Origin of the sequence: Paenirhizobium cremeum (assembly GCF_047553425.1) — a bacterium.
GTDB classification, from domain to species: domain Bacteria; phylum Pseudomonadota; class Alphaproteobacteria; order Rhizobiales; family Rhizobiaceae; genus Allorhizobium; species Allorhizobium cremeum.
On sequence record NZ_CP180217.1, the window covers coordinates 2,801,397 to 2,827,770 of the forward strand.

Annotated in this window: 21 protein-coding genes; 9 read left to right on the top strand and 12 right to left on the bottom strand. The window is 62.7% G+C overall.

Annotated elements, in window-relative coordinates:
- The 4 genes from ACLBKR_RS13840 to ACLBKR_RS13855 all read right to left on the bottom strand — a co-directional run bounded on the left by ACLBKR_RS13840 (position 1) and on the right by ACLBKR_RS13855 (position 4,809).
- On the bottom strand, positions 1 to 1,053 hold the full coding sequence (locus ACLBKR_RS13840) for a sugar phosphate isomerase/epimerase family protein (protein WP_112828789.1): 1,053 nt from the start codon (positions 1,051 to 1,053) through the stop codon (positions 1 to 3).
- Positions 1,054 to 1,183: 130 nt separating this feature from the next.
- Entirely contained in the window at positions 1,184 to 2,128 is a 945-nt protein-coding gene (locus ACLBKR_RS13845) for a substrate-binding domain-containing protein (RefSeq protein WP_112828790.1), read from the bottom strand.
- Between the two features lie 66 nt (positions 2,129 to 2,194).
- Entirely contained in the window at positions 2,195 to 3,205 is a 1,011-nt protein-coding gene (locus ACLBKR_RS13850; RefSeq protein ID WP_112828791.1) for an ABC transporter permease, read from the bottom strand.
- Between the two features lie 74 nt (positions 3,206 to 3,279).
- The gene (locus tag ACLBKR_RS13855) at positions 3,280 to 4,809 is read right to left on the bottom strand and encodes a sugar ABC transporter ATP-binding protein (protein WP_113487509.1); all 1,530 of its coding nucleotides are present in this window, start codon (positions 4,807 to 4,809) and stop codon (positions 3,280 to 3,282) included.
- A gap of 181 nt (positions 4,810 to 4,990) precedes the next feature.
- On the opposite strand from ACLBKR_RS13855, the gene ACLBKR_RS13860 reads away from it, so the two are divergent.
- From ACLBKR_RS13860 to greA, 3 genes are all read left to right on the top strand, one after another.
- Entirely contained in the window at positions 4,991 to 6,010 is a 1,020-nt protein-coding gene (locus ACLBKR_RS13860) for a LacI family DNA-binding transcriptional regulator (RefSeq protein WP_113487537.1), read from the top strand.
- Between the two features lie 150 nt (positions 6,011 to 6,160).
- Positions 6,161 to 6,784 carry a LysE family translocator gene (locus ACLBKR_RS13865; RefSeq protein ID WP_414901794.1) on the top strand — a complete coding sequence of 208 codons (624 nt, stop codon included), beginning with the start codon at positions 6,161 to 6,163 and terminating at the stop codon, positions 6,782 to 6,784.
- Positions 6,785 to 6,914: 130 nt separating this feature from the next.
- On the top strand, positions 6,915 to 7,397 hold the full coding sequence (gene greA, locus ACLBKR_RS13870; protein ID WP_112828793.1) for a transcription elongation factor GreA: 483 nt from the start codon (positions 6,915 to 6,917) through the stop codon (positions 7,395 to 7,397).
- Positions 7,398 to 7,482: 85 nt separating this feature from the next.
- On the opposite strand, the gene ACLBKR_RS13875 is transcribed toward greA, so the two are convergent.
- Positions 7,483 to 8,355: an aldo/keto reductase family oxidoreductase gene (locus tag ACLBKR_RS13875; protein WP_414899435.1), complete on the bottom strand. Its 873-nt coding sequence runs from the start codon at positions 8,353 to 8,355 to the stop codon at positions 7,483 to 7,485.
- A 113-nt stretch (positions 8,356 to 8,468) separates the two neighbouring features.
- Here ACLBKR_RS13875 and ACLBKR_RS13880 point away from each other — a divergent pair, with 113 nt between their 5' ends.
- Positions 8,469 to 9,380, top strand: coding sequence for a LysR family transcriptional regulator (locus ACLBKR_RS13880; RefSeq protein WP_244709901.1), 912 nt, complete (start codon positions 8,469 to 8,471; stop codon positions 9,378 to 9,380).
- Between the two features lie 74 nt (positions 9,381 to 9,454).
- Here ACLBKR_RS13880 and xylA read toward each other — a convergent pair whose 3' ends face one another.
- The 5 genes from xylA to ACLBKR_RS13905 all read right to left on the bottom strand — a co-directional run bounded on the left by xylA (position 9,455) and on the right by ACLBKR_RS13905 (position 16,410).
- Positions 9,455 to 10,765 (bottom strand): xylose isomerase, encoded by a 1,311-nt coding sequence (gene xylA / locus ACLBKR_RS13885; RefSeq protein ID WP_113340780.1) that lies wholly within the window; start codon positions 10,763 to 10,765, stop codon positions 9,455 to 9,457.
- Positions 10,766 to 10,949: 184 nt separating this feature from the next.
- Positions 10,950 to 12,404 (bottom strand): xylulokinase, encoded by a 1,455-nt coding sequence (gene xylB, locus ACLBKR_RS13890; protein ID WP_113447676.1) that lies wholly within the window; start codon positions 12,402 to 12,404, stop codon positions 10,950 to 10,952.
- Between the two features lie 24 nt (positions 12,405 to 12,428).
- Positions 12,429 to 13,454 carry a LacI family DNA-binding transcriptional regulator gene (locus ACLBKR_RS13895; protein WP_113447677.1) on the bottom strand — a complete coding sequence of 342 codons (1,026 nt, stop codon included), beginning with the start codon at positions 13,452 to 13,454 and terminating at the stop codon, positions 12,429 to 12,431.
- Between the two features lie 156 nt (positions 13,455 to 13,610).
- Positions 13,611 to 15,200, bottom strand: coding sequence for a DHA2 family efflux MFS transporter permease subunit (locus tag ACLBKR_RS13900; RefSeq protein WP_414899436.1), 1,590 nt, complete (start codon positions 15,198 to 15,200; stop codon positions 13,611 to 13,613).
- Positions 15,201 to 15,222: 22 nt separating this feature from the next.
- Complete coding sequence (locus tag ACLBKR_RS13905) at positions 15,223 to 16,410, bottom strand: HlyD family secretion protein (RefSeq protein ID WP_414899437.1); 1,188 nt, start codon at positions 16,408 to 16,410, stop codon at positions 15,223 to 15,225.
- A 139-nt stretch (positions 16,411 to 16,549) separates the two neighbouring features.
- Here ACLBKR_RS13905 and ACLBKR_RS13910 point away from each other — a divergent pair, with 139 nt between their 5' ends.
- From ACLBKR_RS13910 to lysS, 5 genes are all read left to right on the top strand, one after another.
- Positions 16,550 to 17,245, top strand: coding sequence for a TetR/AcrR family transcriptional regulator (locus tag ACLBKR_RS13910; protein WP_113447680.1), 696 nt, complete (start codon positions 16,550 to 16,552; stop codon positions 17,243 to 17,245).
- Positions 17,246 to 17,355: 110 nt separating this feature from the next.
- Positions 17,356 to 18,111: a TerC family protein gene (locus ACLBKR_RS13915; RefSeq protein WP_113447681.1), complete on the top strand. Its 756-nt coding sequence runs from the start codon at positions 17,356 to 17,358 to the stop codon at positions 18,109 to 18,111.
- A 153-nt stretch (positions 18,112 to 18,264) separates the two neighbouring features.
- Positions 18,265 to 20,034: an SLC13 family permease gene (locus ACLBKR_RS13920; protein WP_414899438.1), complete on the top strand. Its 1,770-nt coding sequence runs from the start codon at positions 18,265 to 18,267 to the stop codon at positions 20,032 to 20,034.
- A 561-nt stretch (positions 20,035 to 20,595) separates the two neighbouring features.
- On the top strand, positions 20,596 to 22,050 hold the full coding sequence (gltX, locus tag ACLBKR_RS13925) for a glutamate--tRNA ligase (RefSeq protein ID WP_113439239.1): 1,455 nt from the start codon (positions 20,596 to 20,598) through the stop codon (positions 22,048 to 22,050).
- Positions 22,051 to 22,091: 41 nt separating this feature from the next.
- Entirely contained in the window at positions 22,092 to 23,588 is a 1,497-nt protein-coding gene (gene lysS, locus ACLBKR_RS13930; RefSeq protein WP_414899439.1) for a lysine--tRNA ligase, read from the top strand.
- 111 nt (positions 23,589 to 23,699) lie between these two features.
- On the opposite strand, the gene ACLBKR_RS13935 is transcribed toward lysS, so the two are convergent.
- Both ACLBKR_RS13935 and ACLBKR_RS13940 read right to left on the bottom strand, forming a co-directional pair.
- Positions 23,700 to 24,563, bottom strand: coding sequence for a hypothetical protein (locus tag ACLBKR_RS13935; protein ID WP_414899440.1), 864 nt, complete (start codon positions 24,561 to 24,563; stop codon positions 23,700 to 23,702).
- A gap of 189 nt (positions 24,564 to 24,752) precedes the next feature.
- Positions 24,753 to 26,276 carry a hypothetical protein gene (locus ACLBKR_RS13940; protein ID WP_414899441.1) on the bottom strand — a complete coding sequence of 508 codons (1,524 nt, stop codon included), beginning with the start codon at positions 26,274 to 26,276 and terminating at the stop codon, positions 24,753 to 24,755.
- Between the last annotated feature and the right edge of the window lie 98 nt (positions 26,277 to 26,374).

Below are 26,374 nucleotides of genomic sequence, written 5' to 3' on the forward strand. Positions count from 1 at the left end.
TCACAAGCCCAGCATCCGACGGTTGGCGGCGTCGTCCGTGCCGCCGGCGGCAAAGTCGTCGAACGCCCGCTCCGTTACCCGGATGATGTGCGCCTTGACGAACTCGGCCCCTTCGCGGGCGCCGTCTTCCGGATGCTTCAGCGCGCATTCCCATTCCACCACGGCCCAGCCGTCGAAATCATTCGCCGCCATCTTCGAGAAGACCGCGCCGAAATCGACCTGACCGTCGCCCGGCGAGCGGAAGCGTCCGGCCCGGTTCACCCAGCCCTGATAACCGCCATAGACGCCCTGCCGGCCGGTCGGGTTGAATTCCGCGTCCTTGACATGGAACATCCTGATCCGGTCCTTGTAGATGTCGATATGGTCGAGATAGTCGAGGCATTGCAGCACGTAATGCGACGGGTCGTAGAGCATGTTGGCGCGGGGGTGGTTCTTCACCCGATCCAGGAACATTTCGAAGGTCACGCCGTCATGCAGGTCTTCGCCCGGATGAATTTCATAGGCGATATCGACGCCCTGCTCGTCGGCATAATCGAGGATCGGCGCCCAGCGCTTCGCCAGTTCGTCGAAAGCCGTTTCCACCAGACCGGCCGGCCGTTGCGGCCAGGGATAGAAATAGGGCCAGGCCAGCGCACCCGAAAATGTCGCATGCGCGTTGATCCCGAGATTGCGCGATGCCTTGATTGCAAATTTCACCTGCTCCACGGCCCAGGCCTGACGCGCCTTCGGATTGCCGCGCACCTCCGGAACGGCAAACCCGTCGAACGCCTCGTCATAGGCCGGGTGCACGGCGACGAGCTGCCCCTGAAGATGGGTGGTAAGCTCGGTGATCTCAACGCCGTTCTGTCGGGCGATCCCGGCCAGTTCGTCGCAATAGTCCTTCGATTCCGCCGCCTTCTTCAGATCGATCAGCTGGCTCGCCCAGGCCGGTATCTGCACCCCGAGATAGCCCTTTTCGGCCGCCCATTTGGTGATCGCATCCCAGGAATTGAACGGCGCTGCATCACCGGCAAACTGACCAAGAAAAATACCCGGACCCTTAATCGTTTTCATCATTATCCTCCCTGAAACACTTACTGCAACGTTACCGTAACGAGTAACCGACCTGACACGCCTGTCAACGGCGGACCTGAACTCTGCCCGACAATCTTTCGGGCAGAGCATGTTCTGTGAGGCTGAAAACTCAGAACGGGGAATCGGGGAAGTAATAGTTCTTCGCGTTTTCCGGAGTGACCAGCGTCGCATCGAGCGTATAGGTGCCGTGGACCGGAACCTGGTCGTAGATCGCAGCCGCCGTCAGCTCCATGGCGGTGCCCACCATCGACGGCGGATAGAGAACGTCGACCGGGATCATCTTGTCGCCGTCCATGACCTTCTTAATCATGTCCTTCGAACCGGCGCCGCCGATGACGTATTTGATGTCGGTGCGCTTGGCCTGTTCGATGGCCTGCAACACGCCGACGGCCATGTCGTCGTCCTGGCACCAGACCACATCGATCTTCGGATACTTCGTCAGATAGTCCTGCATGACCTTGAAGGCGTCGTCGCGGTTCCAGTTGCCGAACTGGCGGTCGAGAACCTTGACGTTCGAGCCGGCGATGGCCTTGTCGAAGCCGTCTTGGCGCTGCTGGTCGATCGGGATCGGCAGGCCGCGGATGACAACGACTTCGGCATCGGGCGTATTTTCCTTGATGTACTGCCCGGCGACTTCGCCGAGCGCCGGGTTGTTGCCGGCGACATAGAGGTCACGCACGGAATTGTCGTTGACGGAGGGCGCACGGTCGACGATCGAAACGAAGGTGCCCTTGCCCTTCACTTCCTTGATGGCGTTGACCAGCGGGTCCGGATCGGTCGGCAGGATGACCAGCGCATCGATGCCCTGAACCTCGAGGTCCTGCAGCGCATTGGCCTGGGTCGCCGGGTCCGGCGAGGTCTTGACCACGACCTTGAGACCCGGATGCTCCTTCATCAGGAGTTCGGCGACGCGGTTGGCGTGATAGACGACGCCGGCGGTCCAGCCATGGTCGGCGGCCGGAATGGAAACGCCGATCGTCTTGGTTTCCTGTGCATGGGCGAGGCTCATCATCGCCGTCATGGCCAGCGCCACACCCATCAGTTTCTTGTACATGTTGGTTCCTCCCGAAGTTTCAGGGTCTTGAGACATGCGCCGGGCGACCCCTAAAGCCCGGCAGCCTCACGATTTGCGCGTCAGCGAGCGCTGGACGAGCATCGCGATGATGATGATCGAGCCCTGGATGGCGCCGATCAGATATTCGCTGATGAAATTGGACAGCAGCATGATGTTGCCGACCAGTTCGAGAATGAAGGCGCCGCAGATCGTGCCCCAGACACGCCCCGCCCCGCCTTTCAGCGCCGTGCCGCCGACGACGACGGCGGTGATCGCCTGCAACTCCCACAGAATGCCCGTCGTCGCAGAGGTCGAGCCGAGGCGCGGCACGTAGAGCAGCACTGCAATCGCGACGCAGAGCCCCTGGATGACGAAGGCGATGGTGCGCACCCGGTCGACGGCAATCCCGGAATAGCGGGCGACATCGCGGTTGGAACCGACGGCCACCACATGCCGGCCGTAGCGCGTGCGATAGAGGATGAAGGCGGCGATCGCCGTCACCAGGAGGATCACCAGGATCGGCACGGGAATGCCGAGGATCGAACCGAAATAGACGGGACGGTAGAGCGCCTGCTGCTGCGGCGAACTGAGCGTAATCGCTCCGCCCTGCGACAGCCAGGTGGTCAGCCCTCGATAGATGCCCATGGTGCCGAGCGTGGCGATGAAGGGTTCGATCCGTCCGACGGTGGTGATGAGGCCGTTGGCAAGACCGCAGAGGCCGCCGATCACGACGGCGAGCGCAACGGCGGCGGCCAGCATCAGCGCGGGATCGGCGATGGCGCCGGAATTCATGAACAGGATCATCAGGCTCGCCACAAAGGCGACCATGGAACCGACCGAGAGATCGAGGTCGCCGGACGAGATGACGAAGGTGGCGCCGACCGCGATGATGGCGATGAAGGCGCTGCGGGTGGCGACATTGGCAAGGTTGGTGAGGCCGATGAAGTTCGGATTGACCAGCGCGCCGATCACCAGAAGCAGGGCCAGCGCCGCAAACGGCGCGATTGCCCTCAAGTCGACATCGCGCCAGCCCCGGCTTCGGGGCCTGCGAGGATCGGTTTCGGTATTCATGCTCATGTCCAATTCAACCTCCCGGCCGACCGATACGGTCCTGCCCTGTTTCCGTCCCGCCGCCTTGCCGAAGCCGGGGCTCAGCCGGCGGCCTGCTGCTTCCTCAGCCCCGCGGCGTAGCGCATAATCATCTGCTCGGAGATTTCTTCGCCCTCCAGCATGCCGACCAGCCGCCCCTCCCGCATCACGGCAACCCTCGTGCAGAGCCCGATCACCTCCGGCATCTCGGAGGAGACGACGATGATCGAGCGCCCCTCCCGGGCAAGAGCTGCGATGAAATGATAGATCTGCTGCTTGGTGCCGACATCGATGCCGCGGGTCGGCTCATCGATGATGATGACGTCAGGCTCCGTTTCCATGATCTTGGCGAGCAAGAGCTTCTGCTGGTTGCCGCCCGACATCCGCCCGACTTTCACCCGGTCGTCGCGGACGCGGATATCGAAGCGGCGCTTCGCCCGCGCCATCGCCTTCGCCTCGCTGGCAGGATCGAGATAGCCATGCGTCACATGCCGATCGATCGACTGCAGCGTCAGGTTCGCCGTCATGCCTTCCCCGAGCAGCAGGCCCTTTCCCTTGCGGTCCTTGGTCATATAGGCGAGGCCCCGGCGGTTCGCCTCGCGGAAGTCATGCGGCGGCAGCGGCGCGCCCTTCAGCACGACCTCGCCGGAAAGCCGTGGACGCAGCCCCGCAATCGCCTCCATCAGTTCCGAGCGGCCCGAGCCGATCAGACCGGAGAAGCCGAGGACCTCGCCCTTGCGCAGTTCGAAACCGGCATCCTTTACATAGCCGGTATTGAGACCCCTCACCGACAGAACGACGTCCTCGTCCACATCGGGCTCCTCCTTCGAGGGATAGAGGCTCGACAGTTCGCGCCCCACCATAAGCTGCGCGATCGCCTCCCCGTCGAGCAGCGCCGTCGGCGCGGTCTTGATCCACTGCCCGTCGCGCAGCACCGTCACCCGGTCGGTGAGTTCCATCACCTCGTCCAGCTTGTGCGACACGAAAACGAAGCTGGTGCCCTTGGCGCGCAGTTTGCGCACCTGATCGAAGAGAATATCGGTTTCCTCGCGCGACAGCACCGCCGTCGGCTCGTCCATGAACACCACGCGCGCCTCGCGGCTGATCGCCTTGGCGATTTCCACCATCTGCTTGTCGGCGACCGCAAGCGAGCTGATGAGCGCGTTTTCGTCGATATGGGAGCCGAGCAGATCCAGCACCCGGCGCGTCTCGCGGCGCATGTGGCTGCGGTCGAGCACGCCGAGGCGGGTAACCTCGCGCCCGAGAAACAGGCTCTCGGTGACGGTCAGATGATCGGCGAGATTGAATTCCTGGTGGATCAGCACGATGCCGAGCGCCTCGGCCGCGCCGTTCGCCGGCAGCGACACCGGCTGGCCGTCGAGCAGGATGCGCCCAGAGGTCGGGCTTTCGAAACCGGAGAGGATCTTGACGAGCGTCGACTTGCCCGCGCCGTTTTCGCCGACCAGCGCATGAACCTCGCCCGGCAGCACGTCGAAATCGACGCTGAAAAGCACCTGAACCTCGCCGAAAGACTTCGAGATGCGCTCGGCCGCAAGCACAGGCGTGCGCGGCTCCTCTCCTACCAGTGTCATTCAATCCTCCCGGCGGCTCCTCAACCGCTTGTGCTGAATTATGTAAACCTTTACATCGGCCATGTAAAGGTTTACATCCTCCCTCAATTGGGGATTATTTCATCGCCCTCCGCTTTCGCGGTTGCAAGAAGCCCCCGAAGGCCGCAAGCCATTCAAAACCCACGCAAACGGGACCATGGCCGTGTCGAATTCCCAGCCTGCAACGATCGAGGATGTCGCCCGTCTGGCGGAAGTCTCCATCGCGACGGTCAGCCGGGCGATCCACACGCCGGAAAAGGTGGCGAAATCCACCCGTCAGCGCGTCAATCAGGCGATTGCGATCACCGGTTACACGACCAATGCCATGGCCCGCAGCCTGCGCATGGGTCGCTCCAACATGATTCTCGTTCTGGCACCCGATATCGGCGACCCGAACTTTTCCAGCATTCTGATCGGCCTCGAGAACGAGGCACGCGCCCATGGCTTCGGCGTCCTGATCGGCCACACCCAGAACGACCCCGAACGCGGGCTCGAATATCTGAAATTCCTGAATTCCGGTCAGGCTGCCGGCCTGCTGCTCTTTACCGGCCACGAACCCTTCGGCCATCAGGTGCTGACCGCCCGGCTGCCTCCCTCCGTGGCCGTCTTCGAGCCAGTCTTCGGCAGCTCCATTCCCTATGTCGGCGTCGACGACACTGCAGGTGCCCGCAAGGCTGCCGAATATCTGCTGGCCTCAGGCCATCGTTCCATCGCCTTCGTCGGCGACAGCAAGACCAAGCTCGGCCATGTGCGCCGGCGCAAAGGCTACGACCTCGCCCTCGATGCCGCCCGCATTCCACAGGAACAGCGCATGGTGCTCGACGGCGAAGGCTCGATCGAGAGCGGCAGGCTCGCCGTGGAGCAGCTTTTCATGCGCGACACCCTGCCCACGGCCTTCATGTGCGTGAACGACGCAACCGCCGTCGGCGTCATCAACGGGCTCGCCGCCCGTGGCTACGACCTGCCGCGCGACTTCTCGGTGATCGGTTTCGACGACGTGCCGCAGGCGACCTTTCTCAACCCGCCGCTTACCACCATTCGCCAGCCGCGCACAGCGATCGGCAAGCAGGCGATGGAGCTGCTGCTCGAGACGCTCGCCACACCGCTCACCGAAAAACGCGAAATCCTTATCATGCCGGACCTCATCGTCCGCGGATCGGTGACCGCACCTGCCAAAAGGTGAGGTGATCGACGGAAACCCCTGCCTCGGCTTCCCCTGCCTTTTTATCCGACAAACGCAGATCGGCCTTGTTTGCGGATCAATGTCCGTCGCTATAGTTCCGAAAACATGCGCATTTCCGCGAAAACCGCAATCGGAGTGAGCCCCTTGAATATGGAGCATCTTCACCATCTTATGCTCGTCTACGTCACCTATATGATTGCAGTCGCCAGTCCCGGCCCGAGCAACATGGCCATCATGGGCGTCGCGATGAACCAGGGACGGACATCCGCCGTGGCTTTGGCGCTCGGCGTGCTGACGGGCAGCATGTTCTGGGCCACGCTGGCTGCCACCGGCATTTCCACCATCCTGGCGCGCTACGCCGAAGCCCTCTTCGCGATCAAGATCGCAGGCGGCATCTACCTCCTCTACCTCACGTACAAATCGGCGAAATCCGCCCTTTCGCCCGACGAGCCCCGCATGATGAGCGATGCCACGGCACAATGGACGACGCTTTATCGCAAGGGGCTCCTGCTGCACCTGACCAATCCGAAGTCCATTCTCGGATGGATCGCGATCATGTCCCTCGGCCTGCGTCCCGATGCCCCGGCCTACACCCTCGCCGCCATCGTCGGCGGCTGTGCCGTCATCGGATTTTCGGTCTTTATCGGTTACGCCCTGATGTTCTCGACCACGCTCATGGGACGCGCCTACAGGAAATCCCGCAGATGGATCGAAGGCACGCTCGCCATGGTCTTCGGCTTTGCCGGTATCCGCCTGCTGCTATCGAAAACCTGATCGCCGGCAACCACCCGCCTGCGGCCGATTTGTCAGTCCGGCCGCGTTTGCCATATACTATGCGCCCACAGTCATTGGGACTGGAAGCCTGTGCGCGAAAAGACAACGCGCGGCGGAACGGAGTTCGAGATTGAGTGTAGCCTTCGTCAAGGAAGAGAGTGCCGAAACGGCCGCAGAAACCCTTTTGCCGGATCGGCCGATCTCACCTCATCCAAACCTCGTGACGGAAGCGGGTCTGAAGGCTCTGGAGTTGCAGCTCCGGCAGGCCCGGGAGGCCTATGAAGCGGCAAGCGGCATCGAGGACGTGAACGAGAAGCGCAGGCAGACCGCCGGTCCCTTGCGCGATCTGCGCTATCTCACCGAACGGGTTCGCACGGCCCAGCTCGTGCCGCCGCCTGTTTCCACGGATATCGTCGCCTTTGGCGGCACGGTGACCTTCGAACGCGACGATGGCCGGGTGCAAACCTATCGTATCGTCGGAGAGGACGAAGCCGACCCCAAGGCCGGCTCCATCTCCTATGTCTCCCCGGTGGCCAGGCTTTTGATCGGCAAGGCCGTCGGCGATGTCGTGAGCATGAACGGCCAGGAGCTCGAAATCATCGCGATCGGGTGACGGCGACGGTCGGGAGGATGCCCCTCCGTTTCCGTCAGCCTCGACCTGCGCGAGAAAGGACCGTCGCCTCCCTCCCCGGCGGACCTCAAGCCGCCGAACCGATCCCGTCCAGTTCCGCCATCGCATCCGCGGGCAGATCGACATCGGCGACGGCGAGATTCTGCCGCAGATGGATGCGGGAGGAGGTGCCGGGGATCAACAGGATGTTCGACGACCGCTTCAGCAGCCAGGCGAGCGTCACCTGCATCGGCGTGAGTTCCAGCCTTCCCGCCACGTCGGACAAGGTCGAGGACTGCAACGGCGAGAAGCCGCCAAGCGGGAAGAACGGCACATAGGCCGTCCCTTCGGCCGCCAGTTGCTCGATGAGGGCGTCGTCGCCGCGATGTGCAAGATTGTACTGGTTCTGCACGCAGACGATCTCGGTGATCTTGCGGCCGTCCGCCACCTGCCTGGCCGTGACGTTGGAAAGGCCGATATGCTTGACCAGTCCCTGCTGCTGCAACTCGGCAAGCACGGTCAAGGGTTCTTCGAGATCGCCCTCGACCGGTCCATGCACGTCGAACATCGCCCGCAGGTTTACGACGTCGAGCGCGTCGAGTCCCAGGTTCTTCAAATTGTCGTGCACGGCCCTGATAAGCGCCTCCTTCGAAAAGGCCGGGTTCCACGAGCCATCGTCACCGCGCACCGCGCCGACCTTGGTGACGATGACAAGGTCGTCAGCATAAGGGTGCAGAGCCTCGCGAATGATCTGGTTGGTGACATGCGGGCCGTAGAAATCGCTGGTGTCGATGTGGTCGACTCCGCTTTCGACCGCCTCGCGCAGGACGGCAATGGCCTCTGCCCGATCCTTCGGAGGACCGAAGACGCCGGGGCCAGCCAATTGCATGGCCCCGTAACCGAGACGTTTGACGGTGAGATTGCCCAGTTCGAAGCTGCCGGCTTTTGTCAGAGTGGCCATGTCGATTTCTCCTTTTGGGTGGTGGCGAATATGTACGGCACCCGCACTTTCAGGATAATGGGAGGCAATCCGGACAGGCCGTCCGAAAAACAGGACAATCATCAGGAGGCACGATGGTCGACGAACCCGAAATGAGCGATGTCAGCGCTTTTCTCGCGGTCGCCCGCGCCGGCGGATTTCGCGAGGCCGCCCGTCTGGGCAGCACCAGCGCCTCGGCATTGAGCGACGCAGTGCGCCGTTTGGAAGCCCGGCTCGGGGTACGCCTGCTCAACCGCACCACACGCGCCGTCGTGCCCACCGATGCCGGACGCGGGCTGATGGAGCGCATCGCCCCTGCCTTCGGTGAGATCGGAGCGGCATTGGAACATGTCAGGAGTTTCGATGGCCGGGCGGCCGGCACGCTGAGACTGAACGTGCCGGCCAGCGCCGCCAGAATGGTGCTGCCGGCGATCGTTCCCGGCTTCCTGGCCGCCTATCCCGACATCCGGCTGGAAATCGACACCGAGGAAAGCCTGATCGATGTGATAGCAGCCGGCTACGATGCCGGCATTCGTTATGACGAACGCCTGGCGCGGGATATGATCGCCGTCCCGATAGGGCCCCGCCTGCAGCGCTACGCCCTCGGCGCCTCTCCTGCATATCTGGAGGCACACGGCCATCCGCAGCATCCCCACGACCTGCTCGCGCACAACTGCATCCGCAGCCGCTTCGCCGGGCGCCCCATCATGCCGTGGGAGTTTGAGAAGGATGACGAGACGCTTGTGGTCGAGCCCAATGGGCAACTGATCGTGCAGGCAGGAGACGCAAGCGAACTCGGCATCCGCGCCGCCATATCGGGCGCGGGCATTTTTTCCCTGTTCGAAGACTGGCTGAAACCGTATTTCGACAGCGGCGAATTGCTGCCGGTGCTTGAGCCGTGGTGGCTCAGTTTCTCCGGCCCCTTCCTCTACTATCCGGAACGCCGCCTGATGCCGACACCGCTGCGCGCCTTCGTGGACTATATCAAGACCAATCGACCCGGCTGATACGGCAGGCCCTGTCAACGCAAAAGGCCGGGATACCTTCGCACCCCGGCCTGGCACTAAGTCAGAAACGTCGATCAGACGTAGCGGTTGACCACGTTTTCCAGATATTCCTGGCGGCCGGAGCGCGGCTCGGGATTGATATCGGCCTTTTCGACATAGGCGGCGATCTCGTCGAGCGAATATTCGCCGCGCAGCATCTTCTGGGCCTCGGGGCTTTCCCAGCCGGCATAACGCTCCTCGAGCGGCTTCGACAGCGCACGATCCTCGATCATCTTCGCCGCCGCCTTCAGGCCGCGGGCGCAGCAATCCATGCCGCCGATATGACCATAGAGCAGATCGGCCGGATCGAGCGACTGGCGGCGGAGCTTGGCGTCGAAATTGGTACCGCCGGTGGTGAAACCGCCGCCTGCGAGAACATGGTAATAGGCGAGCGCCATTTCCGGCACATTGTTCGGGAACTGGTCGGTATCCCAGCCGGACTGGTAGTCGTTGCGGTTCATGTCGATCGAACCGAAGATGCCGAAGGCGTTCGCCATGGCAAGCTCATGCTCGAAGGAATGACCGGCAAGGATGGCGTGGCCCTGCTCGATATTGACCTTCACTTCCTTCTCCAGCCCGTTCTTCTGCAGGAAGGCATAGACGGTCGCGACATCGTAGTCGTACTGGTGTTTGGTCGGTTCCTGCGGCTTCGGCTCGATCAGGATCGTGCCCTTGAAACCGATCTTGTGCTTGTACTCGACGACGAGGTTGAGGAAGCGGCCAAGCTGGTCCAACTCGCGCTTGAGGTCGGTGTTAAGCAGCGTCTCATAGCCCTCGCGGCCGCCCCACAGAACGTAGTTTTCCCCGCCGAGCCGCATGGTGGCGTCAAGGCATGTCTTCACGGTTGCGGCGGAGAAGGCGAAGACGTCCGGATCGGGATTGGTCGCCGCACCGGCCATGAAACGGCGGTTGGAGAAGAGGTTTGCCGTGCCCCAGAGCAGCTTCACGCCGGTTTCGGACTGCTTCCTGGCGAAGTAGTCGACGATCTCGTTGAGGTTCTTGGTGTTCTCGGCGAAGTTCCGGCCTTCCGGACGCACGTCGGCATCGTGGAAGCAGTAGAACGGAACGCCGAGCAACTGGAAAAATTCGAAGGCGACATCCGCCTTCACCTTCGCCGCCTCCATGGTGTCGGAGAACCACGGGCGCTGGAAGGTCTGCCCGCCGAACGGATCGCCACCCGGCCATGTGAAGGTGTGCCAATAGGCGATGGCGAAGCGCAGATGGTCTTCCAGCCGCTTGCCGAGCACCACCTCGTCGGGATTGTAGTAGCGATAGGCCAGCGGATTGGTGCTGTCCGGACCCTCGTATTTCACTTTCTGGATATCGCCGAAAAAGCCTGTGCTCATGAGTATTTCCTCCTGTTGGATGTAAAAGCCAAGTCCTCCTCTGCCTGCCGGCATCTCCCCCACAAGGGGGAGAAAACGGGCGGAACCGTCATCGTCATTTGCAACGGCGGCCTAGAAGGCGACAGAGCCCCTCCCCCTTGTGGGGAGGGGTTGGGGAGGGGTTTCTTCCCTCCCGATAAGACGGTTATTGAGCCAACGGCCTGATCGCCGGATAAAGCGCCCGGTAGCGCCCGTAGGCCTCCTCGTAGGCCCCGCCCAGCGCCGAAACCGGCTCGATGGTCTCGGCCGTCTGCGGCGCGGTGCAGACGGAAAGCGGGTCCGCACCGGTCGCAGCAATCAAGCCCAGACGGGCGGCACCGAAGGCCGCACCGAAATCGCCGTCCGCCGGAATGTCGACCGGAACGCCAAGTGCAGTCGCAATCGAGGCCAGCCAGTAGCGGGAGCGCGAGCCGCCGCCGATTGCCGTTACCCGCCCGATCCGCGTTCCCGCCGATTTCAGCGCTTCCAGATTGTCGCGGATCGCAAAGGAGACGCCTTCGAGCACGGCCTGCGTCAGCACCGCCCGGCCGCTCTCATGGCCGAGACCGATGAAGGCGCCGCGGATCTTCGCGTCGTTATGCGGCGTGCGCTCGCCGGAGAGATAGGGAAGGAAGATCACCCCCGACGGCGCTTTCAGCGTGTCGCCGAGTTCGGCGGTGAGTTCACCGGCGCCCTTGCCCGTCACCCCTGCATGCCAGTTCAGCGCATCGGTCGCCGAGAGAATGACGCCCATCTGATGCCAGGTGGCAGGCAGCGCGTGGCAGAAGGCATGCACCGCGCTTTCCGGCTTCGGGAGGTAGGAACCGTTCGCGGCGAAAAGCACGCCCGACGTACCGAGCGAGACGAAGGCCTGCCCCTCGGAAACCGTGCCCATGCCGCAGGCGGAAGCGGCGTTATCCCCCGCCCCGCCGGCCACCACCACGCCCGACCCCATGCCCCAGGCAGATGCAAGCCCGGCGCGCAAGGTTCCGCCAGCATCGGTTCCTTCCACCAGCGACGGCATCTGGCTTTCGCCGAGACCGGTCGCCTCCAGCAATTCGGACGACCATTTGCGCGCGCCCGTATCGAGCCAGGAAGTTCCGGCAGAATCCGACATTTCCGAAATGTATTCACCGGTCAGCCAGAGCCTAAGATAATCCTTGGGCAGCAGCACCTTCGCCACCTTCGCGAAGATCTCCGGTTCATGCTTCGCCACCCAGACGAGCTTCGGCGCTGTAAACCCCGGAAAGACGATATTGCCGGTAATCTTGCGAAAGCGCGGATCGGCATCGAGCGCGGCGGCCTCCTCAAAGGAACGGGTGTCGTTCCACAGGATACAGGGACGCAGCACCTTGTCGGAAGCGTCGATCAGCGTCGCGCCATGCATCTGGCCGGAAAGGCCGATGCCCTTCACCGCCGCCAGTTCCTTCGGATACTTCGCCTTGAGGCCGGAAATCGCCTCCTCCGTCGCCCTGATCCAGTGGGCAGGCTCCTGTTCCGACCAGCCGGAATGCGGCCGCGAAACGTCGAGCGCGCCGTTGGCGGAGCCGACGATCTTCTGATCCCTGTCGATCAGCAGCGCCTTGACGCCGGACGTGCCGAGATCCAGTCCCAGATACATTGCGATCCTCCCTTATTCCCGCCGTTACGGCAGGTTGTCCTTCAAGAAAATGTCGATGCGGATGCGCTCCTGCGCAGCCAGCACATGGGAACCGTCGGCCTCGGCCTTCAGCACGCGGATGGCGCTGCGCACTTCGTGCCCGGCATCCTGGTTGAGAACGGCATCGACCAGCCCTTCGATGAGCCCCAGCCGCGTCGTCTCCGTCAGTTCATGGGCGATAACGGCGGGCCGGCGCTCGAATACCGTCTGCCGCAGCGCCTTGATGAGACCGCGATTGCCGGCACCGAGACTGTAGATGCCGCGCACATCGCCATGCTCGCAGAAGAGATCGAGGAGCAACTGCTCGACGGTCGCCGGATCGTCACGTCCCTCGACGACATTGAGAAGCCTGAGATGCGGATAGCTCTCCGCCATCACCTGCCGGAAACCGTCCAGACGTTCCCGGTGGTCGCGCACCAGCATCGAACCGGCAAGAACCGCTATCGGCCCTGCCCTTTCTCCGGCAAAACGGCCGAGCAGACCCGCCGCCGTCCGGCCCGCGGCAATGTTGTCGATACCGGCATAGTGAACGCGCCGCGACGCCGGCAGATCGGAGACGAGCGTCACCACGGGGATGCCCGCATCCGCCAGCCGGTTGACGGCGGTGATGACTTCGGGCGCATCGACGGCGACCAGCGCGACGCCCGCCGGCTTCTCCCCGGCTGCCCTGTCGAGCGCCGCAACAAGGGGAACGGTATCGAAGGCGGGCACGGCGAGAATGCGGATATCGGTCCGTTCGAGCGCCGAGCGCTGCATGGCGCTGCGCACCTCGGCCTCCATCAGGCGCATGAAGGAATTGTCGTTGGACGGCAGGATGAAGACCAGCGGATAAGTCCGCCCCTTCGCCAGATTGGCGGCGGCCATGTCGCGCACGAAACCGAGCGAGGCAATCGCCGCATCGACCTTCTCGCGGGTGCGCGCGCTGACCCCCGGCCGACGGTTCAGAACCCGGTCGACGGTGGCAAGACTGACGCCTGCTGCGGTCGCGATGTCATGGACTGTCGGCTTCATCGGTTCCTCCGGCCACGACTTCTAACCGACGATTTGAGGTACGTAAATCAAAATCTGATGTACGTACCTCATATTTCCTCCGGAAACACGAGGACCGCCGCCCGAAGGCGACGGTCCCGGCGGCGGTGGATAGGATGAAATCGGAAGGTAAACCCGTTAGTGGCCGCTTCCGGCGGGGGCTGCCACACTCGGCTTCTTGATGAGAAGCGTCAGGAAAATCAGGCAGGAAAACAAAAGCGTCAGCCCCATGAACACGTCCATGAAGGACAAAAGCCACGACTGCTGGGTCACGACGCCGGAAAGCTTCTTGATTGCCGTCAGCGAGCCGTCGAGGCCGTAGCTGTCGTAGTTGGCGCCGACGCTGGACAGCCAGTCGAGCGCTTCCGGATTGCTCCAGGTGACGTGTTCGGAGAGCCGGGCGTAATGCTCGTCGGAACGTTGTGTCAGCATGGTGTTGATGATCGCCAGACCGACCGCACCGCCAAGGTTACGGGTCAGGTTGAACAGGCCGGAAGCGTTCTTGATGCGATCAGGCGGCAGCGTTCCGAGCGCGATATTGTTGATCGGCACCATGCACAGCATGAGCGAGCAGCCGCGCAGGATCTGCGGCACCAGCAGTTCGTAGAAATCCCAGTCGGCCGTTACCCCGGTCATCAGGTAGGTGCCGAGTGCAAAACCTCCGAAGCCGACCATCATCATCACCCGTGGATCGAGCTTTGCCGAGAGCGCGCCGGCGACGGGTGCGGTGAAGAACATCGCCGCCCCGGAGACGAACATCGTCTCGCCGATCATCATCGAATCGTAACCGCGGATACGCCCGAGATAGAGCGGATAGAGATAGGTCAGCCCGTAGAGACCGACACCCATGATGAAGGAGAAAAGCGAGCCGAAGGCGAAGTTGCGGTTGCTGAAAGCCCTGAGGTCGACGACCGGGAAATCCACCTTGAAGACGCGGTAGAAGAATATCAGGCCGCCGATCACCATGGCGACGGTTCCCATGACGATATGCTCGTCGCCGAACCAGTCCTTGTTGTTGCCCTCTTCGAGAACGTATTCCATCGATCCGAGGAAGACCGCCATGGTCGCGAGCCCCCACCAGTCGAATTTCTTCAGCAGGCTGTAGTCGGGTTCGTCGAAGTCGATCAGGCTCCAGGTGACGGCGGTCACGATGATGCCGGGCACGACGTTAATCAGGAACAGCCAGTGCCAGGACATGGCGTGGCTGATATAGCCGCCGATGGTCGGTCCGATGGTCGGCGCCAGCGTCGCGACAAGACCGATGATCGGCGACACGATGGCGCGCTTCGACGGCGGAAAGATCGTAAACGCCGCGGCAAACACCGACGGGATCATGCCGCCGCCGATGAAGCCCTGGATGGCGCGATAGATAATCATCTGCTCGATATTGGTGGCGGTCGCGGCCAGCGCGCTCGCCATGGTGAATCCCGCAGCCGAGAAAGCGAACAGCACCCGCGTCGAGACGATGCGGGCGAGCACGCCCGAAAGCGGGATCATGATGACTTCGGCGATCAAGTAGGAGGTCTGCACCCAGGCGACCTCGTCCGAACCGGCCCCGAGACCGGCCTGGATCTCGGCAAGCGAGGCGGAAACGATCTGGATATCGAGGATCGACATGAACATGCCGAACACCATCGCGAAGAACGCGACGATGCGTTTCGGGTCCATGCGCTCCGCTGCGGGCGCGGCAATCCCGCCACCCGCCGTTACCGTGCCTGCCGTTGCCATGATCGGACTTGCCTTTCTGCCGTCAGTTCGCGGCAAGCGCCGAACCGGCCGGCGCCGTGCGCGTATCGACGTCGACGACGACGCTGAGGCCCGCCCGCAAATGCCCTTCCTTCAGGGCATCTTCCGGCAGCGCGATGCGAACCGGAACGCGCTGGACAACCTTGGTGAAGTTGCCCGTGGCGTTTTCGGCCGGAAGCATCGAGAAGACCGAGCCGGAAGCCGGAGCGATCGACCGGACAGTGCCCTCGAGCGGCTTGTCGCCATAGGCGTCGACATGGATGCTCACCTTGGAACCCGGCACCAGATGCGCGATCTGGGTCTCCTTGAAGTTCGCCTCGATATAAAGATCCTGGACGGGCACCAGAGCCGCCAGACGCTTGCCGGTCGAAACGAGATCGCCGACCTGAACCGCGAGATTGCCGACGACACCGTCATAGGGCGCCTTGAGGACCGTGAAATCGAGATCGCGCTGGGCTTTTTCCAGCGACAGTTCCGCTGAGCGGATACTGGCTTCCGCCTCGGCGCGCTGCGCCTTCAATACGGCGATCTGGGCATCGGCGGATGCGATGCTGGCATCCGCAGCCGTGACATTGGCCTGCGCCTGCTCCAGCGAGGTCTTGGCGCTGTCGAGATCGGCGGTCGAAACCACCTTCTGCGCCTGCAGGCCGCTGACGCGCTTGAACGAGAGCTGGGCGAGGTCGAGGCTCGCCACCGCCGACTGTTTCTGCGCCTTTGCCTGTTCGAGGGTCGCTTCGCCGCCCTTGATCTGCGCGTCGATACGGTCGAGCGTCAGATGCTGGCTCTTCAGCGTTGCCGCGGCCTGATTGACCGCAATGCGATAGTCGCCGTCATCGAGAACGACGAGAGGATCGCCAGCCTTGACGATCTGGTTGTCCTTGACGGGAACGGACGCGATATAGCCCGAGACCTTCGGCGCGATGATCGCAATGTCGCCCTCGATATAGGCGTCCTCGGTCGAGACCATGAAACGTCCATCGGTCCACCAGTGGTAACCGTACCAGCCGGCGCCGCCCAGGAGTGCCAGCAGGATCACCGGCAGAACCGGACTGCGACGCTTCTTTGTCTTTGCCGGGACAGCGGTAGCCGGCGCTTCGGTAGCCGTCACCTCCCTCGGCGCCTCGGCAACCGGCGCCCGCTCTTCAATGCTTTCGACGGCGCGAACCGCGCCTGTCCTTTGAGACCCTGTCATGGAATATTGCCCGCTCGCATAACGAAATCAAACTGAACCGTTCGGTTCGATTGACATAAAGGCTTTTTTGTCACATATCAAGTGGCAATGGAGCCCGACGCAGTGTCTCGGGTTGAGTTTCGTTAATTTTTGGAGACCCATGGCCCGCCAACCCAAAAAGGTCACAGACAAAACCGTGATGGACGCCTCCTGTCCCTCCCCCTCTCCCAGCCGCTTTGCGGCCGGTGAGGACCCGGTGAAACGTGGCCAGATCCTGGATGGCGCCAAGCGTGTGTTCATGAAGTTGGGCTTCGACGCCGCAAGCATGAACGACGTCACCCGCGAAGCCGGCGTCTCCAAAGGCACGATCTACGTCTATTTCGACAGCAAGGAAGACCTCTTTGCGGCGCTCATCGAACGCGAAAAAGGCCGACTCACCGAAACGCTCCGCGATATTCTCGCCGACAGCCACGACGTCGAAGACGGTCTGCGTCGCTTCGGCATCGCTTTTGCCCGGCAGATTCTGGTTGGAGACATGATACCTGCCATGCGCACGGTTCTCGGCGTGGTGGACCGCATGCCCGGCCTCTGCCGCCGCTTCCTGTCGGCCGCGCCGGCAAATGCCCGCACGGTTCTGGAGGCATTCCTGCGCCGCAAGATGGCTGAAGGGGCGCTCAAATCCGTGGACGAGGAGCTCGCCGCCCGGCAGTTCATCGATCTGGCAACCGGAACCTACTTCAAGCTCAAGCTGTTCAACGAGATAAAAACCGTCCCCGATCAGACGGAGATCGACCGCGTCGTGGACAGCGCCATCTATGTCTTCATGGCAGCCTACGGCCCGGATCGAACGACCTGAAGCCGCAACGAGGTAACTTTTTTCCGCGCAAGCCCTTGGCGGCCTTGTCCTCGGTGGAGCAATGCTCCATTTGTTGACCTCGGCCCGAAACTGCTAACCGGAAAGAGCTCATGCAGGAAATCACTGCTCTGCTACAGGATCCCGCCGCCTGGATCGCCCTGATCACCCTCGTCGTCATGGAAGTCGTCCTTGGCATCGACAACCTGGTCTTCATCTCCATCCTGACCAACAAGCTGCCACCGGAACAGCGCGAACGCGCCCGCCGCATCGGCATCGGCCTGGCGCTCGTCATGCGTCTTGCCCTGCTCGGCACGATCGCCTGGATCGTCAAGCTGACGACGCCGCTGTTCGAGGCCTTCGGCCACGGTTTCTCCTGGAAGGACCTGATCCTGATCGCGGGCGGCCTTTTCCTGGTCTGGAAGGCCACGAAGGAAATCCACCACAATGTCGATCCGCAGGAAGAAGGCGAAGACTTCATCGCCTCCTCCAAGGGCGGCACGCTCGCAGCCGCCATCGGCCAGATCCTTTTGCTCGATCTCGTTTTCTCGGTCGACAGCATCATCACCGCGGTGGGCATGACCGAGCATCTGCCGATCATGGTCGCGGCCGTCATCATCGCTGTCACCGTCATGCTGGTCGCCGCAACCCCGCTTGCCAACTTCATCGAGAAGAACCCGACCATCGTCATGCTGGCGCTCGGCTTCCTGCTGATGATCGGCATGACCCTGATCGCCGATGGCATGGGCTTCCATGTGCCGAAGGGCTATGTCTATGCGGCCATGGCCTTCTCCGCGCTGGTAGAAGCGCTGAACATGCTGGCGCGGCGCAAGCGGCAGGCGGAAAAAGCGGCCAGACAGAAGCACTGATCCCGCATCCGTTCTTCCTTCAATGGCCCGCCTCGTCGCGGGCCATTTTGTTTTCCGGCCCGCCCGGGGATCGGGCTTGGGAACAAACGGGCAGGATGCGACATTTCCTTTTCGACGCCCGCCTGCCGCTCGCTGCAACTTCTCCGGAGCCCGATGACAACAGAACAGATCCTCGCTTTTGCCGTCATCGCCATCATGATGGCGACCTTTCTCTGGGATCGCTTCCGATATGACATCGTCGCCTGCGCGACCCTGCTGATCGCCGTTGCCCTGGGGCTGGTGCCGGCGGCGGATGCATTTTCCGGTTTTTCAGACGATATCGTCGTCATCGTCGGCAGCGCGCTCGTGGTCAGCGCCGGGGTCGCCCGTTCCGGCGTCGTCGACGCCGCCATCAAGCGCTTTTTCCCGACGCTGGTCTCGGTCCGCGGACAGATGCTGCTCCTGCTCGTGACCGTGACGGTGCTTTCCGCCTTCATCAAGAATATCGGCGCCCTGGCGATCATGATGCCGGTCGCCTTCCAGTTCGCCCGCCGTTCCGGCATACAGGCCTCGATCTTCCTGATGCCCATGGCGTTCGGCGCCCTGCTCGGCGGCCTCATGACCCAGATCGGCACCTCGCCGAACATCGTCGTCTCGCGGCTGCGCGCCGAAATCTCGGGCGCTCCCTTTACCATGTTCGACTTTACCCCGGTCGGCGCCGCTCTGGCGCTTGCCGGTATCGTCTTTCTCATTTTCTTCTACTGGCTTGTGCCCAGGCGGGAAAACCAGACACCCTCGCTGCAGGAAGCGCTCGAAAACTCGACCTTCTCGACAGAGGCCACGCTCGGCAGGCAATCGCCCTTCGTCGGCAAGACCCTGAACGAACTCCTTTCCCTCGGTGCGGGAGAAGTGATCGTCACCGCCATCCTGCGCGGACACACCCGCATCTCGCCCTTTCCCGACGTGACGCTCAAGGAAAACGACGCGCTGCTGCTGGAAGGCCCGTCCGAGGCGCTCGACGGCATCGTGTCGCGGGCGAGCCTTTCCCTCTCGGGCGGACCGATCGACAGCGGTGAAAAGGGCGGCGAAATCACCTCGATCGAGGCAGTCATCAGCCGCGACTCCGCGCTCGTCGGTCTTTCCGCCCGCGAGCTCTCGCTGTTCAACACCTATGGGGTCAACCTCCTGGCGGTCAGCCGGCAAGGCAAGCGCATCCGCGAGCGGCTGGGTCAGCTCACGCTGCGCTCCGGCGATGTCGTCCTTCTCCAGGGCCAGAGACAGGCTCTCCCGGGACTTTTGCTCGAACTCGGCTGCCTGCCGCTTGCCGAGCGCGAGATCCTGCTCGGCACTCCGCGCAACGCATTTCTGCCGCTTGCCATCCTTGCCGTGGCCATGGTGGCGACCGCGCTCGGTCTCGCGCCGGTCGCGCTCGCCTTCTTCGCTGCGGCGGTCGCCATGGTGATCCTGAAGGTCATTCCTCTCAGCGAGATCTACCGCGCCATCGATGGGCCGATCCTCGTCATGCTCGGCGCCCTGATCCCGGTTTCGCAGACGCTGAAGACGACCGGAGCGAGCGACCTGATCGCCGACTGGCTCCGTCGCACGGCGGAAGGCATGCCGGCCTATGGCGCGCTGACCCTCATTCTGGTGACGGCGATGGCCGTCACGCCCTTTCTCAACAATGCAGCCACCGTTCTGGTTATGGCACCGATCGCCGCAAGCTTCGCGATCGGCCTCGGCTACAAGCCGGACGCCTTTCTGATGGCGGTCGCCATCGGCGCCGGCTGCGATTTCCTGACCCCCATCGGCCATCAATGCAACACCCTCGTCATGGGTCCCGGCGGTTACCGGTTCAGCGACTATGCCCGTCTCGGCCTGCCGCTCTCCATTCTCATCGTCGTGGTCAGCATCCCCGTGCTGCTTCTCGTCTGGCCGGTGAATTAGGGCAATTCCAGCGAAGATGGGCACCGGTTTTGCGTCGGGGATTACGAGAAAGCAAACAGATAGAGCATTGAAAGCGCTGCCGTTTTCGCCGGCGATACTCTCGGGAAAACATCTCAAAAAGAGGCCCGCACCGTCGGTGCAGGCCTCGCAGGCGGGGGATCGGGGAGAACACGGGCCGGACGATTAAGGGGCTCGTCTGCCAATTCGTTGGCCACGGAGAGAAACCGGAAAAATCTCCATGTTCCCCATCACCGTCGCGTCCGGTTGGCACGACCCGCATTCGCAATATGAAACGAGATAAAACACCGTTGGTTCCGAAAGAGCCGAAAAAAGTGTGAGACGATATTGCCTTGCCCTGCCGGCAGGGCTGCCATGATCCGCCGCGCACGCAGTTTCCCTTGACGCCTGCGGCTGAATATGGCCTAAGCCTGCCTGCGGAAAATACGGCAATTGGTGCGCTTGGCGACGCCTTTTAACGGATTCCGCCAGAGAATTTTCCCTTATTCGCTGATCCTGCGCTTCGCGCCCGGATCATCCGCACGTCAGCACGAGCAAGTTACCATGAGCACTTCCGGCGTTCGCGTCCGCATCGCACCTTCCCCGACCGGCGAGCCCCATGTCGGCACCGTCTACATCGCTCTCTTCAACTATCTCTTCGCAAAGAAGATGGGCGGCGAGTTCATCCTGCGCATCGAGGACACCGACGCCACCCGATCGACGCCGGAATTCGAGCAGAAGGTGCTGGACGCGCTCAAATGGACGGGACTGAAATGGAGCGAAGGCCCCGATGTCGGCGGCCCCTACGGCCCCTACCGCCAGTCCGAGCGCAAGGATATCTACCGCCCCTTCGTCGAGCAGATGGTCCGCGACGGCCATGCCTTCCGCTGCTTCTGCACACCGGAACGCCTGGAAATGATGCGCGAAGCCCAGCGCGCCAAGGGCCTGCCGCCGAAGTATGACGGTCACTGCCTGAACCTCAAGGCCGAGGAGGTCATCGAGCGGATGGAAGCCGGCGAACCCTCCGTCGTGCGCATGAAGATCCCGACCGAAGGCTCCTGCGACTTCCATGACGGCGTCTATGGCGATGTCTCGATCCCGTGGGAAGCCGTCGACATGCAGGTCCTGCTCAAGGCCGACGGCATGCCGACCTATCACATGGCAAACGTCGTCGACGACCACCTGATGAAGATCACCCACGTCGCCCGCGGCGAGGAATGGCTGGCCTCCGTGCCGAAGCACATCCTGATCTACAAGTATCTCGGTCTCGAGCCGCCGAAGTTCATGCACCTGTCGCTGATGCGCAATGCCGACAAGTCCAAACTGTCGAAGCGCAAGAACCCGACATCGATCTCCTATTATTCCGCGCTCGGCTACCTGCCGGAAGCGCTGATGAACTTCCTCGGCCTGTTCTTCATCCAGATCGCCGAGGGCGAGGAGATGCTTGACATGGACGAGCTTGCCGAAAAGTTCGATCCGGACAACCTGTCCAAGGCCGGCGCGATCTTCGACGTGCAAAAGCTGGACTGGCTGAACGGCCGCTGGATGCGCGAGAAGCTGACGCCCGAGGAGTTCCTCGCGCGCGTCTTCAACTGGGCCTCGGAAAACGACCGCCTGACGGAAGGCCTGAAACTCGCCCAGAGCCGCATCTCCAAGCTCGGCGAACTGCCACAGCTCGCCGGCTTTCTGCTGGCCAACGATGTCGGCCTGACGCCCGCCTCCTTCGCCGGCCTCAAGACCTCGCCGGCCGAAACGCTGGAAATCGTCAACACGGTGGCCTTCGACCTCGAAAAGATCCTCGAATGGAACGTCGAGACGATCGAGCAGGAACTGCGCGACATTTCCGATCGCCTCGGCAAGAAGCTGCGCGTCGTCACCCCGCCGCTCTTCGTGGCGATGTCCGGCAGCTCCCGCTCGCTGCCGCTGTTCGACTCGATGGCGCTTCTCGGCCGCTCGGTCGTGCGCCAGCGCCTCAAGGTCGCATCGCAGGTGCTGACCTCGATGGTCGGCGCCCAGTAAGAAAGTCTCGATCGGCAACCGGCCGTCACAGGAACGAATGAATGTCTGAAACGAAGAACGAAACCGCCCTCTCTTCCGACGCAACCGAGGTGCGCCGCCAGAAGCTCGCATTGCTGCGCCAGCAGATCGGCGATGTTTATCCGGCGCATTTCCACCGTACGATCACCAATGCGGAACTGGCCGAGAAATACGAGGGCCTGGAACCCGACACGGAATCGGAAGACATCGTCACGATTGCCGGCCGCGTCTATTCCTCACGCAATTCCGGCATGTTCATGGACCTGCACGACGCGACGGGCAAGATCCAGATCTTCTCCCACAAGGATACGACTCCGGAGGCCGCCCGCGCGCTGCTGCCGATGATCGATCTCGGCGACATCATCGGCGTCAAGGGCCAGGTTCGCCGCACCAAGCGTGGCGAACTGACCATCAACGCCCATGAAATCACCATGCTGACGAAGACGCTCCTGCCCATGCCCGAGAAGTGGCACGGCGTCTCCGACGTCGAGATCCGCTACCGCAAGCGCCATCTCGATCTTCTGACCAACGAGGAATCGAAACTGCGCTTCCTGCAGCGCTCGAAGATCATCTCCGGCGTTCGCCGTTTCATGGAGGCCGATGGCTTCATGGAGGTCGAGACCCCGATGCTGCAGACCGTCTATGGCGGCGCGACGGCGGAACCCTTCAAGACCCACCACAACACGCTGAAGATGGACATGTTCCTGCGCATCGCGCCGGAACTGTTCCTCAAGCGCACGCTGGTCTCGGGCCTCTCCGACAAGGTGTTCGAGATCAACCGCAACTTCCGCAACGAAGGCGTCTCCACCCGGCACAATCCCGAATTCACCATGATGGAGTGCTACTGGGCCTATGCCGATTACGAGGACGTAATGGACCTCGTCGAGCGTCTGTTCTCCGAACTGGCCGTGAGCCTGCACGGCACGACCGAGGTGCCCTATGGCGACAAGTTCCTGTCCTTCAAGGGCCCGTTCCGCCGCATCTCGATGCCCGGCGCGGTCAAGGAAAAGACCGGCATCGACTTCCTCGCCATCAAGACCGACGAGGAAGCGCGCGCCGCCGCCCGCCATGCGGGTTTCGAAGTCGAGAAGGATGCGACCTGGGGCGAATGCCTCGCATTCGTCTTCGAGGAAACCGTCGAGGGCGACCTCATCCAGCCGGCCCATGTCATTCATTTCCCGAAGGACATCTCGCCCTTTGCCAAGGAAGTGCCGGGCGAGCCGCGCCTGGTCGAGCGCTTCGAGACCTATGTCAACGGCTGGGAACTCGGCAACGCCTTCTCCGAACTCAACGATCCCGAAGAACAGCGTAGCCGCATGGTCGAGCAGCTTGCCCAGGCCCACGCCCGCGGCGAAAAGGAAAAGGCGCTCGACGAGGAATTCCTCGACGCCATGGACCAGGGCATGCCGCCGGCCGGCGGTCTCGGCATCGGCATCGACCGCCTGATTATGGTTCTGACCAACGCGCCGTCGATCCGCGACGTCATCCTCTTCCCCGCCCGCCGCAACAAGGCGGACTGAGGCAGTCCCGGACCGGAATAAAGAGAGGCGGCTTAAGGCCGCCTTTTTTGTCCGCGGCCCAGCTTGGGTCTTGCTGGCCTGTGCCCCGGCAACAGCGGTTAAACAGGCCGTCTAATCGATAGTAAGATGCCATTCGAGACGGCCATGCAGGACCGCGCTCACCTGACCCGAATTGTGGGAAGCAGAGCCGACACTCCTGATCTCGGCAGATCCGCTCCAGGCGCCGGGACTGCCCGAAGGCTGGTCGTAAAGGGTGAGGAACTGTTCTCCCTCGACCAACGATACCGCCTTTTCGTCGGTAAACGCCTCGACCCCGAGCGTAATCCCGACCGGCAGGGAGACGGGAAGACGAAGGCTCATCGTATTCGCCGCCTTGTCGACGGTCATCTCGATCCCGCAAAGCCTATCCGTGATACGTTCGTCGGCGACCGGAAGGGTCCGGCTTCCATTGCGGGAGAACCGGTAGGGACGCGCTGCTTCCGGCGGTGGAATATAGACACCGCTCAGCGTATCGGCCACCGTCAGGCTTCCCTTCGCGCAGGTGCCGGCACGGTCGCCGGCCAGATTCCGGAACCGTCCCGGCTGTTGTCCCGTCATCTGCTGGAAGACATTGCCGCCGTTGCCCGCGGCTGCGAACTCCATCATCGTTCGCGCAAGGCAGGCCTGATCGCCACCGCATGCATCGATCCTGGCTTTCAACCCCTCCATCTGCGGGGAAAGCTCTGAACCGGCAGGCTTCGCCGAAACGATCGGCAATCCGCCATTGCCGACGTCGACCACATCGAACTCCACCGCCATCCTTCTCTTTGCGTCGATTGCCGCCCATTCGACACCGTTCGGCATATCGACCCTGTGAGAACCGAAAAGCTCCAGTCTGACCGTCAATCGACCTCTCGGATTGCCCTCGAATGGATCGTTCGCGGATGCGAGCGTGGCGGAAACCAGCAACCCCGCAAAGGCAATGGCAAAACGCACGGCAATTCCCCCTTCGTTCAAACGAAGAGGAAGTGATATCCGGCGGGCATTTCGCCGCCAATGTCGGAAGTCCAGGAAAAAGTTATGAAGGAACGCAAAGACTTATGCGATCCGGCCGGTTTCGGCGAATAGCGCCGAACACGGTCTTTGGCATTACGGGGATACCGCGCCGGCAGCGTCCCCGAGCGCTCAGTGACCGGCTTCCGTCTGCGGCTTGGCATCGCTCGCCTTGGGCGGCAGAATGGGGCTGTCTTCCGCCGGAATCACCTCGGCTGGCTGCTCCCCATGTGCCTCTGCCGTATCGGCAGCGGGCGCATGGTCCGGGGCAGCCTCGACCGGGACGGCACGCAGCTTCGCAAGCCAGGCGGCACCCGCCGCATCGGCTTCGGTGCTCATCTCGCCGGCCCCGTGATCCGTCGCGGCGGCTTCTGGCGCCTTTGCCTCGTCCGGCTTCACGGCCGGCGCATGGGCCTGATCGCCATGTGCGCCATTCTCGGCCGCAGGTTGTTCCGGGTGTGCCGGAGCACTCGCCTGCTCGGCAGGCACGATCTTCCGGCCGGCGCCTCCGAACGGCAGCGGCTTTGCTTCCTTCTCTCCGAAGATCATTCCGCTGACGGAGCCGAGCCAGCCTTTCGGCGCTTCGGCAGCGGCCGGAGCGGAAGCAACCTCGTGTTCCGGAGCGGATGGCTCCGCTCCATGGGCGCTGGCCTGTTTTCCGGCCGCCATGTCGTGCGGCATCTCCGCGGCCACCGGCTTCGTCGCGCCGTGGCCGGAATCCTCTTCCGCTGCGGCCTGTTCGGTGACGGGTTCACCATGGCCCGCATCGCCTTCGGCGACAGGGGCTGCGGCATGGTCTGCCGAACCGGGTGTGGCCGCTTCTTGCTCGTCGCCACCGAGGATCATGCCGGTGATCGAGGCAAACCAGCCCTTGCTCTTGCCCTCCGCTCCTTCCGGCGCGGCCTCGCCATGCCCTTCGGCCGAAACCTCGGCGCCATGATCTTCGGCGGGAGCCGCTTCTCCATGACCGGAGGTCTCGCCGTGACCCGACGATTTGTCCTTCTTTTTGGCGTCCCCATGGCCATCGGCAGGCTTGGCCTCGCCATGTCCATCGGAAGCGGCGCCATGCCCATCCGGCGTCGCGACCTCCGGTTTCACACAGTCCGCGCGGTCGTCGAGCCGGGAAACCAACTGCCCGATATCGTCTTCCGTCAGGTTGATCTTTTCGCCGTAGAACTGGCCGATTTCATTGGCGGCCTTGTCGACGTAACGCGCGGTGAACATCTGACCGCTCGCATATTCCGGCACGCGCGAGGGATCGGAAATGAAGAGAACATCGGCGCCCACGGCACGGCCGCGCATGTCAGGCACCGTCTTCGGTCCCTTGGCGTCGAGCACCACCACCTGGATCAGGTCCGGCTTCATCTCGTCGTGAATGACGCTCGCCACGCGCAGAGCCGTCTTGACGCGCGCAAGGCCGTCTTCCGTCTCGGCGGTGGTGATGTATTTCCTGATCCAGAAGCGATCCTTCTTCTTGACCGTGACGGTCTTCACCTCGGTGCAGGCAAGGCCGTTCAACTGAGCGTAGGAGGGGCCGAGGATCTTGTCCGCGCCGATATAGACGGCCGCGGCTCCGGTCGTACCGCACAGCACCAGGACACCGCCGAATGCGAGGACCAGTTTGCGTGAGATATGGATCTTGCCGATACCCTTCACGCCGAATACCCCAACATCGCGTTGCCCCGCTCTTTACGCAATACTGAGGCGATACTTGTCACAACGTTGTTGAAGAAGGTTTAATCTCGGCGAAACAA